Source organism: Mycoplasma sp. 246B (assembly GCF_054353935.1).
Genome location: NZ_JBTHHM010000001.1, coordinates 135,033 through 156,175 on the forward strand (window position 1 = coordinate 135,033; position 21,143 = coordinate 156,175).

General features: G+C 27.8%; 11 protein-coding genes. 5 read left to right on the forward strand and 6 right to left on the reverse strand.

Annotated elements, in window-relative coordinates:
- Positions 1-99: 99 nt before the first annotated feature.
- The 6 genes from ACXYRR_RS00665 to ACXYRR_RS00690 all read right to left on the reverse strand — a co-directional run bounded on the left by ACXYRR_RS00665 (position 100) and on the right by ACXYRR_RS00690 (position 14,923).
- Positions 100-2,592 carry an MSC_0775 family lipoprotein gene (locus ACXYRR_RS00665; RefSeq protein ID WP_458597295.1) on the reverse strand — a complete coding sequence of 831 codons (2,493 nt, stop codon included), beginning with the start codon at positions 2,590-2,592 and terminating at the stop codon, positions 100-102.
- A gap of 17 nt (positions 2,593-2,609) precedes the next feature.
- On the reverse strand, positions 2,610-3,512 hold the full coding sequence (locus ACXYRR_RS00670) for an MAG4940 family membrane protein (protein WP_458597296.1): 903 nt from the start codon (positions 3,510-3,512) through the stop codon (positions 2,610-2,612).
- Positions 3,513-3,769: 257 nt separating this feature from the next.
- Positions 3,770-4,702, reverse strand: coding sequence for a hypothetical protein (locus ACXYRR_RS00675; protein ID WP_458597297.1), 933 nt, complete (start codon positions 4,700-4,702; stop codon positions 3,770-3,772).
- Positions 4,703-4,711: 9 nt separating this feature from the next.
- Entirely contained in the window at positions 4,712-9,382 is a 4,671-nt protein-coding gene (locus tag ACXYRR_RS00680; RefSeq protein WP_458597298.1) for a hypothetical protein, read from the reverse strand.
- Positions 9,383-9,492: 110 nt separating this feature from the next.
- A complete protein-coding gene (locus ACXYRR_RS00685; protein ID WP_458597299.1) occupies positions 9,493-13,914 on the reverse strand; it encodes a PolC-type DNA polymerase III in 4,422 nt (1,473 codons plus the stop codon).
- 1 nt (position 13,915) lies between these two features.
- On the reverse strand, positions 13,916-14,923 hold the full coding sequence (locus ACXYRR_RS00690; protein WP_458597300.1) for a phosphatidate cytidylyltransferase: 1,008 nt from the start codon (positions 14,921-14,923) through the stop codon (positions 13,916-13,918).
- Positions 14,924-14,993: 70 nt separating this feature from the next.
- On the opposite strand from ACXYRR_RS00690, the gene ACXYRR_RS00695 reads away from it, so the two are divergent.
- The 5 genes from ACXYRR_RS00695 to ACXYRR_RS00715 all read left to right on the forward strand — a co-directional run bounded on the left by ACXYRR_RS00695 (position 14,994) and on the right by ACXYRR_RS00715 (position 21,143).
- On the forward strand, positions 14,994-15,737 hold the full coding sequence (locus ACXYRR_RS00695; RefSeq protein ID WP_435130382.1) for a phosphotransferase: 744 nt from the start codon (positions 14,994-14,996) through the stop codon (positions 15,735-15,737).
- 19 nt (positions 15,738-15,756) lie between these two features.
- Positions 15,757-16,110: a hypothetical protein gene (locus ACXYRR_RS00700; RefSeq protein WP_458597301.1), complete on the forward strand. Its 354-nt coding sequence runs from the start codon at positions 15,757-15,759 to the stop codon at positions 16,108-16,110.
- A 61-nt stretch (positions 16,111-16,171) separates the two neighbouring features.
- Positions 16,172-16,726, forward strand: a complete 555-nt coding sequence (locus ACXYRR_RS00705; protein ID WP_458597302.1) for a hypothetical protein — start codon at positions 16,172-16,174, stop codon at positions 16,724-16,726.
- A gap of 45 nt (positions 16,727-16,771) precedes the next feature.
- Positions 16,772-19,471, forward strand: coding sequence for a cation-translocating P-type ATPase (locus ACXYRR_RS00710; RefSeq protein WP_458597303.1), 2,700 nt, complete (start codon positions 16,772-16,774; stop codon positions 19,469-19,471).
- A gap of 43 nt (positions 19,472-19,514) precedes the next feature.
- A complete protein-coding gene (locus ACXYRR_RS00715; protein ID WP_458597304.1) occupies positions 19,515-21,143 on the forward strand; it encodes a hypothetical protein in 1,629 nt (542 codons plus the stop codon).

Genomic DNA, 21,143 nt, shown 5'->3' on the forward strand with positions numbered 1-21,143 from the left:
TTTTACATCATATTTTTAATCATTTGATAATAAAACTGGATAATTATTCAAAAAAGTTTATTATTAAAATCTCCATTTGAAAAAGGAGATTTTATAAAATTATTTATTATCACTAATTCTAAAGAAGTCTTCGATATCAAATCTATAACTTTGTGGTCCTCTGATTTTAAATAGGATGTTTGGATCAAAAACTGATCTACGAATTTCAAAACCTTGGATTGGATTTGACACTCATCTTAATAATTCGCTTGGAACAGTATCTTTTGTTGGTGTCCCTGTGATAGGATCAACTTTAAAAATTGGTTTTTTACCCGCTTCTATGTCAGTGTTTCTTGCAATATATATCCCATCAACACGAGCAGTAAATGGATTAACTTTAGGATCTTGTGGGTTATATTTTTCAACACGTTCACCATAAAGGTTTGCGGATGTTAATGCTTTTTGAAAGTCGTTGTCGTTTGTCAATAATGTATTATTTGCATAAGTAGTTACATGCACATGTGGCATTCAACCTCCGTTAGTTGCTGATGTTCCTAAATAAGCAAGTGTATCCCCTTTTTTAAAAGGTTGTGGGTGTGCCGGAGAAACATTATCTAAAATATCATATACTCTAGTCGACTTGTCTTTTCCAATTGTGATTGTTTTAGGTGATCAATTAAAGGTTTTATTGTTCATTGTCAAGTTAGCATCTAAGTGGATAAATCCGATGTATACTCAACGATCATCGTTTGTATCATAAGTTCCGAAGTATTCTTGTAGAATTTTAGGTGAAAGGTTAAGTTTTGTTAATTTAACTCTTGTGAGCATAACTGTTCCTACACCTTGTCCTGTTTTGATTTGTGCAAATGAAAGGTGTGCATTATATACTGCGACAACTTCACCATCATATGGAGCGATAACTGGGGTGTGTTCTTTGGCTAAATAGTCTTCACCAACATGGATAGCGATCGGGGTTTTAACATCATCTAAATAAAATGAACGAGTTGAATCATAACCTCCTGAAAATAAGTTGCTTCCATAATCGTTATAAATTGACTGATTAACTCTTGATAAATCAGAATATGTAAGATGTCCAGCATGGAAGTTATATGCATGTGGATTTGCTTGCATAAAGTTGCTATCAAAGATTTCAGCAAATTTACCTACTCCAATATGTTTTTGTAATTTCACGATTTTACCATCATATAAAGCGGTAAAAGTTAAATATCCATTGCGATAATCAGTTGATTTAAATGAGTCTTTAAGGTATTTAAAATCATAGTTTATTGGTAAAATGGTAATATCTGAAACATTGTCTTTGAATCCTTGTTCTTCAAAGTTTTGGTTATAAATATTTCAGTTTGCAGGTTTTGCTAATAAGTTTGCCCGAATTTTTTCATCACGTAATACTGTGTTGTCTTTATCAAATGTAAGGTTAATTATTTTGTTAAATCCTACATTTGCAAAAGGAAATTTTTCATATCCTTTTTGGGTATTATCATAACCATTTGCAATTCTGATTTTAACAGTTAACTGATCGATTTTTGGTGAGTGAGTAAAATTAACATCATCAATAAAAATTTTAATAATTTGTTTATTTTTATATGGACTAAGTAAATTAGAAAAATCTGGATATGTTAAATTAAACATCGATGCAAGTTGTTTACGATTTAAATCATCAAAACTATAAATAGCATTTGATTTATCATCGATTAATGCTTGAATTTTAGCAAAAGCAGGATCAGATTTATCTTTAATAGATATTTTAATTACATCTCCTTGTGTTAAATTTTGCAATTTTTTAGATAAATCATTTACATCTTTGTAATTTTTTTCATCACTTGTTGATAATTTTATTCCTTTAAGAACAAAATTAACTTTGGTTTCAGCCTTTAAATTTAAATTCTTTCCTGTTGCTTCAACAGGGATAAGAATTTTCATTGGAATTATGATGTCATTATTATTATTGATATCTTGGCGAATGTTGTGATAGTCATATTCATATGATAACTTAGCAGCTTGTTCATCAGTTACTAGTTTTTTGTCTTTTAATATTTGTGTAAATGCAGAATCGTTAAAATCGAGGTAATCAGTTATATAGTTGTTATTACTTAGGTTTTTAAAAGTTATATTTGATGCATTAGTATTAGCTTTAAATTGTAATACTTGTGAAGATACATCGTTATATTTAAAATAATCACTAATTCTTCTTAAAAATAATGTTTCATTAGTCAGTTTTGTTTTATTATCTGCATTCCCTTTGGCACGAAGTGCTTTAAGTTCAACTTGCTGTGGGTCTAGTGGTGTACCTGGTTTTGGTTCAGGATTGGTTTTTGGTTGTGTATTTGCTGCTTTTTGAATTGCTGCATTAATATCAGATAAAATTGCACTAAGATCTTCAAGGGTGTTTGCTTGTCCGATTCTGTTTTGGAAATCCTGTTTTTGTTCAGGTGTAAGTTTATCAGAAGCAAGTGCTTTTGTAATTTCATCTCTTTTTTGTTGTTTTGGGTCAACTTCCTTTTTAACGGTCGCTTGGTGTGAACAAGCGATTGCAACTGGAGCAATTACAATAGGGGATAAAGACAAAAATAATTTTTTAAATTTTTTAAACATAGAGCCTTTCTTATAGATTAGAAATTAAGTTTCATTGGAACACTTTTGCCTATTTCAACTGCAACAATTCCGTAAATGAGTGGGATAATAACAGTAAATAAAAGTGTTGTGGTGATTTTTATAGTCTCTAATAACATTAATTGTTTTATTTGTTTTGTTTTTTGATCATTTGATTTGATACTTTTTAGATGATATAAAATTTCAATAACTATTAATAAATAAGCAATCACATTAAAAACTATATCAAAGGCAAAGAAACCAAAAAAACTTGAAATAAATAAAAAGATTCAAACAACTATTAATGTTATAAAAAGTTTGAAGTAAGGGTTTGTTCCATAATTTGTGTCGTTGATATAACCTAACATTGGAACGATAATAACAAAAGTTGTAATAAAAATAAATTCTTTGATAATATATTTTCATCAACTTTCATTATATGGATGTCTTACTTTTAATAAATCTCAAATTTGTAAAGTTTGAAAAATTTCTTTATATTCCTTACTTTTAGATAATGAATTTTTTACTAAGAAAAATATTCCAGCAAAAACAATTAATCCACCAAAAGCACCTGAAAATTGCCCGCCTATTAAATAGTAAACACCTTTATCTAATGTCCCTGCCTCACCTGTAGAAATGCTAAATCCTTGCAATCTAGTTTGTAAAATCACACTTAATGGATTTAGCTGTGGAAATGCAGGAACATTTGCGGTGAAGTATGATAAAGCTCATGGTATGATAAATGCTAAAAAAGTAGCTAATGTGAATCCGATGGTATTAAAAAGCTTTTCGTTTTTGGGTTTATGCATATATTTTATTAAAAGTCATAACAAAATAAAAAATACAAGTGTAAAAGAAGCGAAAAACTCAAATAGAAAAGCACTTTTGTTTCAATAAGTTGATAATAACTGTTTTGCTGTCATAATTTCCTTAGTTATATGTTTTATTGGTAAAGCATATACTTTGTATGAAAAAGTAAGTTATGAAAATAATAGCACAAAATTATACAAGTAAACTAAAAAGATTAAAAAAATAGCAATAATTAAGGTAAAAATTGCTATTTTTTTCATTTTTTAATTTTCACAAAAATAAATTTTATTAACATTATTTTGTGTAATATTTATAAAATATTTATAAATACGACTTTTTTATCTATATATAGTATTTAAACAAATTTAAATTATTTTTTAATTTTACTTTTTATGGTTAATGGTTTCATGATTCTTGATGAGAAAAAAATATTATCACCATCAGAAATTGATTCATCAGGTTTTTCCTCTATTTCATCTTTTGTTCTCAAGGATTTCATAATTCAACTCATCTCAGCAGGCTCTAAATTAGGGTCTAAATATTCCTTTACATTTAATCCATCAGATAAGCCTTCATAAATAAGATGTAATTGATTAAGACTATATGCATAGGGTTCAAAGTTATTTTCTTCTACAAACTTCTTAAACCTTCTTGTTATTTCGTATGATAATTCTTTATGTTCTTCAATATCACTAATTTCTCATAAAATATCTTTATGGATTATATTAATCTTTCTATTGATTGCTTCTCATTCTTTTTTTGCTGCATTATTGTTTGGATCATCAGATGATTTGGATATCTCTGCGATTTCATCATTATATTCTGATTCCATTTCAGTTATATTAGTTATGATGTAAAAGTAAAATTTTATTTCATTACCTAAATAAAGGATATTAAAGTTTGTTGAATTATTTTCTGATGTTATTTCAATTAAACCTCTATATTCGGTGTCATATTTTGTAAAATCTAATACCGAACTTAATAAATGTTCATGTGCAAAAACATCAATGGTGTTTTTATCTAAGATAATTTTTTTATTTTTAACAAACGATGTTTGAAAGAGTTTTTTATCAATTCTATATAACGTGGATACATTCATATAAACAGGAATAAAATCTAGTGAATTATTTAAGAAAATATCATATTCATTTTCAAAATCCTTAATACTTCTTCTAGTTTTATTACGTTCATAAGCCAGTAAAAAATATGTCATTCCTTTAAAATCAAATAATTTACAAAGAATTGCACCTTTTAATTTTGATAAAACAACTTTGTTTTCAAGTTCTTTTAGAGTTTTTTGCATTATACCTTCCTAGTTAGTCTTTTGATTATTTTTGATTGTTATGTCATCATCTCAATAAATATCTGTATATTTTTTAGGATATAAGAAACTATTGTGTTTGATATATTCATAAAATGAATCTTGATTAATTTTATTGTCTTTTGAACCGAAAACATTGCGTACTTGTCCAGCGAATAAGTGTGCCGAAATAGCTCCATCAAATGAATTTCATCCTTCGGTTATCAGACCTACTACATTACCTTTTTCATCGTATACACCACTACCTGATGCACCACCGGCTAAATCAATCCCTTCACGGTTGAATGATATCTTGGTTGATTTATATCTTGTATCTTCGTAATCTAAATCATTCATAAAGTATGGCATATACATTAATAAGTATTCTCGATAACGGATTGATTTAACCGTTTCAGGACCAATCGTTCTTTCACCAGGAAAGGAAGCAACATATCAATTTAATGCATCGAAATCTTGTAAGTATTTAACCTCATTACTGAGTTTTGTAGGTGCCAAGTTTTTTCAGTTTAAAATGTATTTAATTGATTCTTTTGTTTGTGCATCCATTTGAATTTTTGATAAATCTACTCCTTGATATTGCTCAAAAATAGATCTTAAATCAATTGTTGCAATTACTAAGTCTTGATTTGCTGCTTTGTTATCTTTTTGATATCTTCCTTCGTTATCAATGAAACTTCCGATATTATAGTAATCTTTAATCAGTTGATAGTTATATTTATAATTTTCAAATTCATAAATTTTAGTCAATTTTCCATCTTGTACACTAGGACCAGTTTGGTATGTTCCTGCAGCAGGATGATCTAATAAAGTTGGAATGTAAAAACTTGTAGGAGTATTTGGAACTGGAACATGCACAGCAACATGGTGGTTAGTCATTACATAGAAGCGATAATCATTATCATCATCTGGTTTAACCTTACCAATTAAGTTTCAAGTTCCTACACTGATTCTAAATGCACGTTGTCGCATTAAGTCAGCAGCATCTGATTTATCTTCTTTAAATAAACGTTTTGATTGTCAAGTTTTTATATCATCAACTGACATACCTGGAGAAAAGCTAAAATCATAGTTTTTATTTATATTTTCATTATTTAGGTATGATATTTTTGGATTAAAGTTTGATAATGCATCAACTTTATCTGAGTTGTATTCGATTTTAACATTTTCATTTGTATGAATTACAGCGATTCTAGCAGGTCCGATGAAAACATTTTTTTCTAAACCTATATTATGTGTGGCTATATCTTGGGTAAAATTATAATCTTTATCCTTAGAAATTACTTTTAAGGTAATAGTATTGTTAGAACTATCATAATATAAATTAAAACTAAATTTTGCATTTATTTTATTATAGTTGTGTTCTTGAACAGCTTGTGAAGTAAAAATTTGATAAAAATAAAAGTTTAAGTTCTCTAATTTACCAGTTTGCTTGAGTTTGGTTAAATTAAAAGGTAAACGAACTGTTGAATTTATTGTGTAAGCATAGTATAAGTCATAATTTGTGCGATCATGTAATTCAAATTCAAAATCAAACATCATTAATGATTCATTTTCAGGAATTTGATCAAGGTTTTTAAAATTAGATAATTTCTTAGTTAATGAAGTGGTTTTGTTTGAATTATCAATGTTAAATAATTTTGCTTTAACTTGTTCTCTTGGACCAAAAAGTTGAATTTTTTTGGTTTCTGAATTTTTGTTAAATTTATATACAATCGGGTTTGGATATGCTTGATTTAAAAATTCACGATCCTTGATGAATGTATAATCGGATAAATATTCTGAAACAGATCATAGATTATATAAACTAAAATCAACAGTATCGTTTGCGTCATTTGCTAGTCATTTTTTTCTTAAATCATAGCGACTAAAATCATTTGTGGTTCTGCGTTCAATTCCGTTTGCAGAGAAATTATTTTGATCAACACTTGCATAATTAAAATGATATGCCAGTGTTTTTTGTAGGTTTGCAGCAACATCAATAGTAGCTAATTGTTTATAGGTAACAGGTTTTACGATCCGGACTTTTTTTAGTGTATATTTAATATATTCATTAAAATTAGGTAGTTCAAATTTTCATAAATCATCAAATCTTACCATTATGTGCTTTGTGGGTTCAAATCCTAATACTAATTGATTATCATAGTTTTGTGTTTCTTTTTCAAACATAAAATCAAAGTACATATTTTTTAGGTATTTTAAGTTATGTGAATTAAAATTAAAGAAAGCAGAGGCATAAACTTTTTTAGTATTTTGATCCATATAATAATTAAAATCACTTAAATTATTATTTTCAATTGTTGTTATATTAAATTGGTATTTTTTATATTCACTTAAATCAATAAATCCATCATTTAATAAAATATTAGTTATAACATATGAAATATTTGCATTTGAAAGTTGATTTATATCAAAACTTGCAATATTATTATTAATTGTTGGGGTTATAGTTCGAATAAATGGAATATTGTGATCAATTCCTTTAACTATAAAACTTAGATTATTAGCATTTGTAACATTAGAATTTAATGTAACATTCACTTTTTGAGCATTTTGATCAACTGTTATTGAATTAATATCATATGTATTTTTGCTTGAATCAAAATTAATTTCAGTTAATGGTAAATCATGCATTTGCGTGGTGGTGCTAGTATTATAAACAAATGATACAATTTGATCACCAGCTAAAATGGTTGCATGATAATCATCAATTCTTCTAGTAGCAGTTACTTCAACGATGTTATTATTGCGTCATACCTTTAATTTTGTATTATTTAGATATGCTAAACGATCTGGATAAGTCTTCTTCCGAACTTTAACAAATACATCGATGTTATTACCTGTTTTAGGTTGTATTGAAATGCTTCTGATGTTTGCATCAACAGTAGTATCAAAATTAAATGTATATGGATGGATTCCAAAACTACTATTGAATGTTTTAATACTTTGATTGTTGTCATCTATCAATCCAATTAAGTCAATTGTCGCAGAGTGATCATATGGTATTTCATATAGATAATGATCATATTTCATTGAGGTTGCTGATATACTTTCTTCAACATTATTCTTACGAATTTTTAGTGTGTATGCTTTTGCAAAAGAGTTAGGAACTAAATAATTTAATCTGTATTTTTGATGTGTAGAATCATATATATAACTTTTTAATTGAGCAAATGTACTATTATTTTGCTTGTTTTCGCTTGTTTCTTTTTGAGTAAAATAATCACTATGATTTGTGTTGTTTGATTTAATACTATCCAAAGTTAATTGATCACTTGTTTTGCTAGTTGCTGTATTTTGTAAATCATAAACAACAGGAATGTTATTTTGTTTAATTGCACTATATTTAGGTTCTAATAAAGCATTCGATTGTATTTTTTGATTTGGTGTTGTAAAAGTTTTATTATTTTGGAAAGTCATGTTTACATTTAATGGATTTGAACTACCTGCATCAGAATAAAGACTTACACCTTTAATAATATATGTTGTGTTCGGATCTAGGTTTAAAAAACTGATTTGTTTATGTTTCAAACTCGATCTAAGTGATCTATATTCTTGATTTTGATTGCTTGATTTTACCACTTTTAACTCTATATAACCATTAAAATCAGAATTTGTATTAAAACCTAACACATAACTATCTTGATTTTGACTTAGATTATCATTAAAAGTTACATTTATATTTAATGAAGGTGTATTAAATTCTGGATAATTATTAATTGAAATGTTATCAAGCTTAGAAAGTTGATTTTCGCTTCCTTGTTCAAAGAAATCTATTGATTTAATGCGATATTTACTATTAAAATCAAGATTATTAAAACTAAATGAAAGATTTTTATCATTTATAGTAACAATATTTGATGTAATATCTTGGTTAATAACTTGATTATTACTGTCTATTGGATTTACTGTAATTAGTGCAAATTTATTTGCTAAATCTTGATCTGAATCAAGTTTTAGCAAAACATTGAATTGATTTTGGTAGCTAACACTGCTAACAGTTGCATTAATATCAATTTTTTGGTGATTATTTGGATTTTGATTTTCAGAACCAGGATTTTGTTCTTTGCTTTCTTCGTGTTCTTTATCAGGCATATTGCCAGAATGTGGATTTTGTGGATTTTCTGATCCTTTTTTATCATCTCCATCACCATTTTTTCCTTGTTGGTTGTTACCATTTTCATCTTTGCTACCATTTGATTCTTGATTTAAAGTTGTAAATGATAAAGAGCGATTATCAACTGTATTTAAAAAACCAATCTTATTATTATTTTGCAACAAATTATCTATTTTATAAGTTGTATTAGGACTTAATCCATCGATACTTACTCTTACACGATTACTGTTTATATTCACATTTTGCACTATATTTCTTATTATAGAAGTCTTCAAATCCATAAGAGCAATTTTTAATTGATCATTTTTATGCAATGTCGCACTAAAATAAAGTTCAATAGCAGCAGAATTATCAGTTACATTATCAACTGTTATATTATTTACTTTTAAAGTGTTTTTATTTTCATCATTTTTAGGATTATTTTTTGGTTTTTTTGAACCATAATTGCCATTATCATTTGATGTACAAGCTGATGCAATTGTAGGAAGTAAAATAGCAGAAGAAATAAATAATTTGGAAATGATGCGTTTATATTTTTTATTTTTCATAATAACCTCTTTACATGTTATTTTAAGTATACAAAAATATTAGCAAATTCTACAGATTTTATTATTCATTTTACAAAAACCTGTATGAACAAAATACATGTTTTGTTAGATTAAAATAAAGTCATTTGATCATTTTCCTGCAAGTGATCTAGTATTTTAAGTTCTAATAACCTTTTATACAAAGTTTGATTGATTCCACTTCGTGTTTTAAAGTCTTCACGTGATTTAAATTTCATTTCAGAACGGGCAGCAACAAGTTTTTCCGCAGCAGCAATACCTAAACTCTTAATAGTTGTAAATGGAGGTATTAGACAGTTATTTTCATAATCAATAACTCATTCCTTAACTTTTGAAATTTCTAAATTTATATTACTGATGCTAAATCCACGAGCATAGTATTCACGTGCTATTTCTAAGGTAGTTAGAAGTTGTTTGTCATTCACTTTAGGATTTACCAATGCATTTAATTCACGAATTTTTTCATTTATTTTATGCATCCCAATATCTTCTACTAAGGTATCTAAGTCAAATTCTTCAACACGAGTACTAAAATAAGTTGCATAATACTCTAATGGTTTATATAATTTAAATCATGCAACCCGTCAAGCCATTAAAACATAAGCAGTAGCATGCGCTTTTGGAAACATATATTTAATTAATTTCATACTTTTTATTGCTCATTCAGGTACATTATGTGTTCGTAATTCATTTTCTTCTTCAGGTGTTAATCCTTTCCCTTTACGCACTTTTTCCATAATGTTGAATGAATAAAGTGGATCAACACCAAGCGAGATAAGAAAATTCATAATATCATCGCGACAGGAGATAACTTCGTTCAATGACATCCCGTGTTCTTTAACTAAATCCTGTGCATTACCTTTTCATACATCGGTTCCGTGTGAAAGGCCAGAAAGCGAAATTAAATCAGCAAATGATTTAGGTTGTGCTTCAGCAAGCATTTTACGAACAAATTGTGTACCAAATTCTGGTAATCCTAATGCTCCAGTTGTTTCATTACCGATGTCATCTGGTTTGATGTTCATAGCTTTTGTTGAATAAAAAAGCGACATTACTTTTGCATCTTTTTTAGGAATGTCAGTTTTAACATTTAAACCTGTTAATGTCTCTAACATTTTAATTGCTGTTGGATCAACATGTCCTAAAATATCAAACTTAATAATATTATCGTGAATTGCACGATAATCTAAATGTGTAGTTTTTCAATCTAATTTAATATCATCAGCAGGGAAATTAATCGGGGTGAAGTCTTCAACACTAAATTGATTTGGTATGATAATGATTCCACCCGGATGCTGTCCAGTTGTGCGCTTGACACCTTCTAATTTAGTTGATAAAAAGTCAATAAAATCGTTTGAGTATGGAATATTAAATTCTTCAGCCATATTTTTTATATAACCGAAACCTGTACGTCCTTGTATTGTTGAGATTGTCCCAGCACGAAAAGTTTTATCTTGACCAAAGATATGTTTGATTTCATCATGAATATTTTTTTGATAATCACCTGAGAAGTTTAAATCAATATCAGGAACTTTATCGGCATTAAAACCTAAAAAAGTTTCAAACGGAATTGAATTGCCATCTTTATCCATAATAGTTGCACATATAGGACAATTTTTATCATCTAAATCAAAGCCGGATGTGGTAGGTGGATTTTCAACTAATTCAAAATGCTTGCATTTATCACAAATATAATGTGGTGGAAGAGGATTTACTTCGGTAATACCCGCTAAAGTTGCAACTAAAGAAGAACCGACACTACCACGACTTCCTACTAAATACCCGTTATCAAGTGATTTTTTAACCAAAAGATGTGAAATTCAGTAGATCACATCAAAGTCATATTTTAAAATGGGATCTAATTCACTTTTGATGCGTTCTGAAATAATTTGTGGTAAATTTTCTCCATATTTATCTTTTGCAGTCTGATAAACTAAATTCTTAAGTTTTTCTTTTGAGTTTTCAACTGTAGGTGTATACAATTTATCTTTAATAACAACGATGTCATCATCAATCATCTGTGAAATTTTATGGCTGTTATCAATTACAATTAGCTTAGCTAATTCAAAATTTAAATAACTAAAACCTTCAAGCATTTGCTTAGTATTTAAATAATATAAATCGGGGATAACAGTAAAATCAATTCGTTTTATTGTGTCTTTTTGATTATCATCTTCATTATCTTTGCTACGTTCTTCTTTGCTATTTTTGGTTTTAAGTAAAAAATGACGACTTCCACCTAGGCCTTTTGCATAAACAAGACTCTTATAAAAAATTTGATCATTAGGATTTTCATAACGACAATCCCCGATCGCTACAACAATTTTGTTTTTTGAAAGTGCTAATTTGATAACTTGTTTCAAAAGATTTTCAATCTGTTCTTTTGTATATTCAGTGTTTATATATAAATGTTTTAATGCATCAATATGCGGAATTTCGATATAGTCACAGCGATCTATAACTTCATTTATTTTCAAATCTGATGAATATATTAGTGCATTAATTAATTCACCTTTTAGTCCACCAGAACCTATTAGAATATTCTTTTTACCCTGTAAATCATTATAAAAAAGTTTTGGTTGTCCTCAAAATCTTTGTGTTAGAGTCATTGAAACCAGCTGAAAAAGTTCTTTTAATCCCAACTGATTCTTAGCCAAGATGCTGTATTGATAATTTGAACGAACTTTTTTATAAAATGCTTCAGGATTAGGTAAATAATGATATAAATCACCTAGTGTCAATACTTGTTGTTGTTGAAAACTAAAAAGCGATTGAATAAAAGCAAGAGAAAGTATTTCTGCATCATAGTCAGCACGGTGTGCTACAGATGAGTTGTATTCAACATTGAAATAACTGCAAAAATCTCCTAATGAGTGCTTGTTTTTATCAGAAAATAAAAGTCTAGAAATCATCAATGAATCGATAAAAACTGTATTAGGAAGTTTCATATTATTATCGATAAATTTTTGTAAGATAAAATGCATATCGAAATTAGCATTGTGTGCTACAGCGATTTTGTTATTTAATAAATTATAGATTTTTTGTAATCCTTCTTTCAAATCTAATCCATAATCATCCAGCATCGATTGAGTTATATTGGTAAGTTTTTGAGTAAATTCAGAGAGCTTACTGTTGCATTTGATAAAAAATTGTTCACTACCTATTTTTTTACCATTTTGAACTACAGTAGCACCAAATTCAATTATTTCACCTAGTTTGGGAGAAAGTGAAGTTGTTTCAATATCGAAAATCACATATTCACTTTCAACTAATTTGATATGTGCATCAAAGTCTTTTGTTAATATTATTTGATTATTTTCATTTATTAAATCTAAACTTGCTCCATAAATAGGTTTGATTCCTGCTTTTTTTGCTTCAGCAACAAATTTGGGGAAAGATTGCACACTATTTGAATCTAAAATAGCCACTGCTTTATGTCCCATTTGTTTAGCAATTTTAACTATATCAGCTGCATCAAAGACACTGTCCATTGCATTCATCTTGGATTTTGTATTTAATTCGATTCTTTTTTCTTCATTATCATCAACTCTTAGTGAAATAGGATTATTAATTTTTGTAATTGAATAAATTCTTAATGTTCGACGGTATTCAGCACCAACTTGTTTGAAAATTAATACCCCGTTGATTTTGACAAAATCATTTATTTTAAAGGTTTCAACTTGTTCTGCATCATTGTTTAGATATTGAATACATTGCAACGCATCTGAAAAATCTGTTATAAAGTACTTATTAATTTTGTAATTTGCATTATCAGATATATCGGTTTTATAAATCATTCCTTCAACACTAATATAATGCTGTTCTTTATTGTGGTCTAAATTATCAATATCCTTGATTGATGTTTTATAATACTCTTTTGATTTTCTTTTGATTAACGGTTTATTGCTATTTTGTGCAGGGATTTCAACTCTAACTTGTTCTTCTTTGAGTTTTTGATATACTAAATTTAAATCAACATCAGGGATCTCTTCTTCAATAACTTTTTCATAAAATTGAGATCCGATTTGAAATTTCAATAAACCAAATTCGTGCATTTTTTTAGTTAAAAATTCAATTGCTTCAACTACCTCGTACTTAATACTTGCATCATCGTATAAAATAAATCACTTTTGATTTTCATGATTTACATAAAGATTTTTAGGTGTTTGATTTAGCATGTTATCCAAATTTACAAACATTTTACTTTTTGTTTTTGACTTAATAATAGTGGTAATATAATCACGAAACATCGGAGCATCGATAACATAGTCATTAATGCTATAAATAACACGGTATTTGCTTCCTCGTTCGCTTTTTAATGCTTTTAGAAGTTTTACTAAATCAGTTATTTTTGGTGCATATGGTAGCTTTAAATCTACTTCGATAATTCTTTTTGAATTTCGTGTTTGCAGTTCTGAAATTGCAGCAATGTATGCTTCAGAAAATGCTTCAATATTTCCTAAACCAATTTCTGAAGCAAAGTTTGCAAAGGTGCGATCTTTGTAAAAACTCATTTTATCCCCTAAATAATGCTAAAAATGTTCAAATAAAGAAGATTAGTGAAATACTATCGATTCGATCAACAATTCCACCGTGACCTGCTAAAATTCTCGAAAAATCTTTTATTGCTAATTTACGTTTTATAAAAGAAAAATATAAATCACCTGTAATTGCAGCAATTGGCGCTAATGTAAGCAAAATAACTATTGCAGCAGTGGTATTTTTAGATGAATTTAGAACAGATGCAACATCGGTATTAATATCATACCCCTTTGCAACTCCAAAATAAGCATAAATAAACACAAAACTAATTATTAGTGCAGCAACATACCCTACAAAAGCACCTTCTCAAGTCTTTTTAGGCGAAATTAATGGTGTCATTTTATTTTTAAACATCTTATGTCCTAGGTATTTTCCACCAAAATATCCACCTATATCCGAACTAACAGCGATTAAAATAAATAAGAGGATATATTCTAAACCAGATGAAACAGTGTTTAAAAATAAAAATGTTTTTATGAAAAAACTTAATATTAAACTAGTTAGTAAAAACAACAATGCCTTTAAAAATAATTCTGTAAAATAAACATTTTTGATAATGATAATTCTAAAAATAATAAAAATAAGAACATTAACCAATAACATCAAGTGTGCTTGTCAATCAGTTCATAATCTTAATTCAAAAGCATCCAAACTGCTTATATTACTTGATGTGATAACTAAGTTTAAAAAATTAGTTCCTAAAAACATTAATGAATTTAGCAACAGTGCTTGAATAGCAGCATAAATTTTATGCTGTAAAAAGGCTAAGGAAACTTCAAAAAAGATTCAATATGCAAAAATGAAAACAAAAATCAATGCTATTGCTCGCACTGCTCAAAAACCACCTAATGAGCTTTGATATAATGGATATGATCAATAAAAACTATATCGTGTTAGCACCAATAAAGCAACTAATGCAATTAACATTATTAATGCAGGGATTAATCTAGATTTTAAAAAACTCTCTTTATTTATAGACATAATTAATATTATACATTTTATGCTTTAAATTTTTATTTAAATATATAATATTTCAAAATAAAGGAGTAAAATGGAAAAAATTAATATCGGTTATACAAATGAATCATATCACGATGGTGATTACTTTTTGCAATATAAAAAGTTTGATAAATTTAATCATAAACTTGATTATAGCATCCTTTCAGTGTTTGATTTTGTACCAAAATTACTTGAAAATGATCAAAATCATTCAAAATGGGAGTTTATTAAAAATGTAAAGGTAGATTTTAGCACATCTGATTTACATCAAATTGCTGATAACTTTCGTAAATTACATGATTCAGGTTTAAAATTTCCAAAAACTAATCATGCGGCACGTGTTAAAGAATACCGTCGCATTATAAGAGACAAAGGCTTGAAAGTACCTGTTATCGATGAATATTATAAACGCATCAATAACATCCTTTCTCATAGCGAAAATAATCGTCCATTGCATAATGACTTATGATCTGGCAATATAGTTAAAGATGAACAAGGAAAAATTTATTTTGTAGATTGAGAATATGCATCTATGGGTGATAAGCATTTTGATTTAGCATACTTTATTTGTGGTTCATTTTTAAATCCAGAGCAAGAACAAATTTTCTTAGATCGTTATGAAAATTATTGAGAAGAATATTTAATTCAACAAAAAATCTTTGTTTATTACCTTGTAATTTTGTGAATTAATGAAAAAGATAATAAACCTTATGATGATAGTGCATCAGTTGCGAAACTTAAAGAGATGGTGCAATTATACGAGTACAAAAAAGCTAATAATTTATTCAAAAAATAAATTTTGCTAAAATAAAAATATGATATTTAATTTGAATGATTTGTTTATGTATTTTGATGTAGACGTTCCAGGTAGAGCAGCAGAAAAAATACCTAAAAACACCTTAATTCCCTTGGGAGTATTATTTGTTGTTTTAGCATTAATTTGTTTTGTAATTTATGCTAAATATTCCATAGCAAAAATTCGTAATTATAAGCAGTTACAAATGGATGAATATAATCGTGATAACCCTAGAAACAAAAAAACTACTTATGAAGCAACCGGAATGTATTTACCTGCTTGGCAGCGAGCAAAGTATAATATTCCATTATTTTTAGGTGTAGTTTTTATCGCATCTGCATTTATTATGTTTATGTTGTTGTTAAAAAGTTAATAATATCCTTAATATAAAATAAAAAATAGTTATAATTTTTATATATAAGGATAAACAAATTATGGATAAAAAACAAAAAAGAATATATTTTTTGACTTGAGGTTTTTTTGGGTTATTTATTTTACAACAATTAATTGCAACTGTTTATATAATTATTTTATTTGTAGGAATAATAAAGAGTATAAGTGATGATGAAAAATTAAATGAAACAGAAACAGGATATAAAATTTTGAATTTTTTAGCTGATTCTTCATCCCCTGTAGCAATTGTTTCTTATGTTATTTTTGCAATTATGTTTATTATTGGTATAGTTACCTTGGTTTTCCTCTATCACGATGATTTTCAAAGTATTCAAATGCAGAAAATTAAGAAATTATGACCTTTTATGTATGCTTTGCTTGCACTTAGCATTGCATCTCATAATATTCCATACCTTAATTATGTCAGCACATTAGGATTATTAGGTATTTTTGCATTAGGTGGAATAATAATACATAACTTTAGAATGATAAATAAAATTAAAATAGTTAATGATTTAAATATAAATGGTTCTTATCCTAATATTAATTTAGATATAGAAGACATTGATATAGAAACAAAAGATAAAATAGAATAATAAAAACACATTAATTTGTGTTTTTATATCTAAGAAAGGAGAGTTTTGAATCAAGATATTATTTATAGTGGTTTAACATCACAACAAGCAAAACAAAAACAACAAGAAAATGGATTTAATAAAATTACTAGTGAAAAAAAATTAAATATTTTTAAAGTTTTTATATCACAATTTAAAGACTTTATGATTATTTTGCTTTTAATTGCTGCAGCTTTTTCATTTGCAGTTGCAATATATGAAACAGTAAGTAAAAATTCTAAAAGTCAAACGGATATTATTGTTGGATTTATTGAACCTTTAATTATTTTAATAGTGATAGTTTTAAATTCGATTTTAGGTACATATCAAGAAATAAAAAGTGATCAAGCAGTTAAAGCATTAGAAAAAAACAATCAATTGATTTCTAAAGTGTATCGTGATGGACAACTGATGCATTTACCGGCTGAAGAATTGGTTGTAGGTGATATTATTGTTTTAGATGCAGGAGATTATGCCGGAGCCGATGCAAAAATATTGCAAGCTTACTGTGTTAATGTTGTTGAAGCGGCCTTGACTGGTGAATCATTACCTGTTGAAAAAAACGCATTAGAAGATAATCAACATCAAAATATTATTGAAAATACCAATCGCGTTTTTGCGGGAACTTATTTAACTAACGGACACTGTGTTGCAGAAGTAGTCGCAATTGGAAAAGACACTCAAATAGGTAATATTAATAAACTGATTCAAGAACAAAAACCGCAATTTACTCCTTTACAAATTAAACTTAATAAATTAAGTAAACTTTTTGGAATATCAGGTGTTGTTTTATTAGTTATAACAACAGTTATTCAATTTATTATTTCAAATGTTTTCACAAACATTTGAAATAACCCAGAAGTTTATTCTAATGCTGTAATAATAGGGATTTCACTGGCTGTTGCTGCTATTCCAGAAGGATTGATTACTTTTACAACTGTGTTATTGGCTATTGGTGTAGCAACAATGACTAAAAAACATGTCATTATTAAAGCATTTCCTGCAGTTGAGACCTTAGGAGCTACTAGTGTAATCTGTTCAGATAAAACCGGAACACTTACTGAAAATAAAATGACTGTAATGCATTTATATGATGCAATTGATCCAGATGTTCCATATGAAAAATCTTCGGCATTAGGTGCTTTTGTTGCTTGTTGTGATGCTAGTGTGCAAATAGGAGAAAATGGAGAATACATTGAAGTAGGGGACCCAACCGAAACTGGAATACTTAGGTTTGGACTAGATAACCAAAACTCTGCTCAGATGTTTTATCAAGCTTTTCAAAAATTAGATTCACTTCCTTTTGATTCAGATCGAAAAACAATGTCAGTTTTGGTAAAGAATCCGAAAGGAGAAAAAATTCTAATAACTAAAGGTGCCCCTGATGTAATTTTTGCTAAGAGCAAGGATGCTAGTGAATATCAATACCAATTAAATGAAAGTTGGGCACAAAAATCTTACCGTGTAATCGCAGTTGGTTATAAAAAAATGGATGCAAGTGCTGAAAAAATTACATTTGATGATGAAAATAATTTAGTCTTTTTAGGACTTATCGCAATGCAAGATCCACCTCGGGCAGGTGTTAAAGAAAGTATTGAAATAGCAAAACAAGCTGGTATCCACCCTGTTATGATTACCGGTGACCATCTTACTACTGCTACAGCAATAGCTACTGATTTAGGAATTTATAAATATGGTGATAAAGCTATCACAGGAGTTCAATTAGCAACGATGACTGATGATGAGTTATATAAAAATGTTCGTAATATTAGTGTCTATGCTCGTGTGTCACCGACTGATAAATTAAGAATAGTGAAAGCTTGACAAGGTTATCATGAAGTAGTAGCAATGACTGGTGATGGAGTAAATGATGCTCCTGCTTTAAAAGCATCCGATGTTGGTGTTGCAATGGGGATTACAGGGACTGATGTATCAAAACAAGCAGCAGATGTGATTTTGACTGATGATAACTTCACTACAATTGTTAAAGCAATTAAAAGTGGTCGCGAAACATATAATCGCATCAAAACTGTTATTTTAAACCTTTTAGTTTCTTCATTAAGTGAAATTATTGTAATGATTATCGGATTGTTTGTTTTATCAATTATCTTTAAAAAACACATAATAGCGGATGCTGAAGTAATAGTGCTATCGGCTTCACAACTTTTATGAATTAACTTATTAACTCACGGACTACCAGCGATTGCACTAGGTATGACACCAAGCAATTTAGATGTGATGCAGCAAAAACCTATTAATAAGAACCAGAGTATTTTTGCAAATGGTTTATGAAAGCAATTACTTATTCAAAGTGTAATTATCTCAATTGGTGCTCTATTAGCATATTTGACAGCTGCTTTAGTGGCCATTTCTAATAACATCAAAGGCGATGATTTTATCAAACTGACATCTACTGCAACATTCATTGCCTTAGGAGTTGGTGCAAGTATTAATTCAATTAATTTGATGTCTGTAAAATCTATCTTTAGATGTAATATTAAAGAATATAAATTAGTTTATGCAGCATCACTATTTTCATTGATTTGTGTAATCTTTGTAGCATTTGTACCTGGAATAAGAGTAGCATTTAAAATGGCTGATATCTCTAAGATAACTAATTATAATGTTGCATATTGGTTAGCACCGATATTATTTGGATTATTACTTACTATATATTTTGAAGCAAGCAAACTAATAAAATGATACAAAAAACCTAAAACTGCATAGTTTTCTATGTAGTTTTTTAATTTCATAGTGATATAATTTTACTATGAAATTAGTTGTAAATTTAGATAATAATGCAGATAAAAATCTTCATGTTTATATAGCAAAACAAAAGAATTATGATGGTATGGATAAAATGACTAATGTTGTGGATTTAGGATTATATACTAAATTAAGTAAAAAATATCCATGACATATACCATTGATTGAATCTGCTATTAGTGATTATGATTTAAAAAATATAGTTAATGAAGATTACACAGATTTAAAAGCATATATTGAAAACGCTTTATCGGAAGCAAAATTAACTTATCCAACTAGAAATCCTAATGAATTATGATTAACAAAACTAATTAATAACATCGGTTTGTTTGATCATTTTAAATATGATAAAGATGATTTAAAAAACACTGTGACTATGACATTACTTAATTTGTTTTTAACAGATGTAAGGGGAGCATCGGATAAATTAATTGAACTTGATAAAATATATAAAAAATCAGACTACAAAGATAATATATACATAAAAGCACTTAATAATATTTGAAAGAATCATAAAATATTATATAAAAATGTTCAAAGAATTAGTGAGCAAATGACAGATAGCAAAATTTTATATGTTGCAGTTAAACCTATGACATATGCAGAATTCGATAATTCTAAAAAAGCAGGAACAAAATACTCCTATAATGATTTTTGACGAACCCAAAAGAATGTTGTTGCGGCTTTTAACAAGTTAGGTGCTCCTGTGTTTGTGCAAACTTATAATGTAACTTTTGGTGATGAATCCCAGTATCTTGCCGACTTTTTAGATGCTTATTTAAAAATGTTTCCTAATTCAAATCCAACATTTTCAATAGAAAAAGAAATGATAACTGAAGAAAATATTCATTATATGCTTGAAAACAATATAAATTTCATTACATCAATTTCTGCATTTTATGGTGATCGTTCAGATTTTGATTACATTCTGGATCAAGGTGATTATAAACATTTTAAAGATGGAAGTAAAGAAAAACAAAGAGACAAAAAACTACAAATTGATTCAAAAACGTATGATATTAAACAGGTTATAATTTGAAATAAAAAACTTGAACATGAAGATCAGATGTTAAGGAATGAATTTTTAGAAGATTATGAAAATACTGCTGAAGATGAGAGAACTTTGGGTAATTTATCAGGATATGATTTAGGACGCTTTTTAGATGAAGACCCAATAATGGATCTCGATTTAGAATCAATTGAGAAATCAAAGGAACTCGATGGTTATTTGGTTTATAAAACTAATTTAATAGATATTACTGCATCGATGATTAAAAAGGTTGATTCAGATGCAAAACAAGTTCTAAAAAATGTTGACTTATTTGAAGATGATATTCGAAATGAATTTTGGTATATATATCAAAAAAACCACTATGATGCATATAATTTATTGATTTGTTTAGCAAGTTTTTTAAAAGAATATATTATGTATCTGCTTGATAAAAATTATCCGAACAAGAAAACAAAATATACAAGAGCAAAACTTCAAGTGATGCTAAAGGCACTGCAAGCAAAATCTGTATTTAATCAGACTACAAATAAAGTTATATCTTACCAACTACCAAAAGAAAATGTGACAAAGCCTGAATGAGAACTTTATAATGATATTTTCAACATTATAAATAAGGATTAA